This window comes from Butyrivibrio sp. DSM 10294, assembly GCF_028539135.1.
Taxonomy (GTDB): Bacteria; Bacillota; Clostridia; order Lachnospirales; family Lachnospiraceae; genus Butyrivibrio.
Genome location: NZ_JANSWL010000002.1, coordinates 1 through 532, shown reverse-complemented (window position 1 = coordinate 532; position 532 = coordinate 1). Strand labels below are relative to the sequence as shown.

2 tRNA genes and 2 rRNA genes are annotated in these 532 nt (G+C 47.9%); all 4 read left to right on the top strand.

The annotated features are described in order from the left end of the window. A 16S ribosomal RNA gene (locus NXH67_RS00020) occupies positions 1-76 on the top strand; the annotation flags it as partial. A 68-nt stretch (positions 77-144) separates the two neighbouring features. Then, positions 145-262: ribosomal RNA gene (rrf, locus tag NXH67_RS00015) — 5S ribosomal RNA — on the top strand. Between the two features lie 27 nt (positions 263-289). Then, a tRNA-Ile gene (locus NXH67_RS00010) sits at positions 290-363 on the top strand. Positions 364-396: 33 nt separating this feature from the next. Beyond that, a tRNA-Ala gene (locus NXH67_RS00005) sits at positions 397-469 on the top strand. Positions 470-532 lie beyond the last annotated feature (63 nt).

The following is a 532-nucleotide window of genomic DNA, read 5'->3' as shown; positions in this document are numbered from 1 at the left end:
GAAGGCAGGTCGGATAACTGGGGTGAAGTCGTAACAAGGTAGCCGTAGGAGAACCTGCGGCTGGATCACCTCCTTTCTAAGGAAAAGATAAGGAATGAAGTAGGGAGTTGTATTACTGTTTAGTTGCTAAGGCAACAAAAAATTTCCGGTGGCGATGCGCTTAGGGGTAACACCCGTTCCCATCCCGAACACGACGGTTAAGACCTAAGCGGCCGAAAGTACTATACTGGCAACGGTATGGGAGGATAGGTGGCTGCCGGATTTACAAAAAAGGATTTACCGATAGCATGGGCTTATAGCTCAGCCGGTTAGAGCGCACGCCTGATAAGCGTGAGGTCGGTGGTTCGAGTCCACTTAAGCCCACTATTTTTCCTAAATCCTTTACAAGTACCAAATGGGGGTGTAGCTCAGTTGGGAGAGCACCTGCCTTGCAAGCAGGGGGTCATGAGTTCGAATCTCACCATCTCCATTCGATCCATTTGAATCCATTTGGATCGTATTTGTACCTTGAAAACCGAATACTGAAAAATCT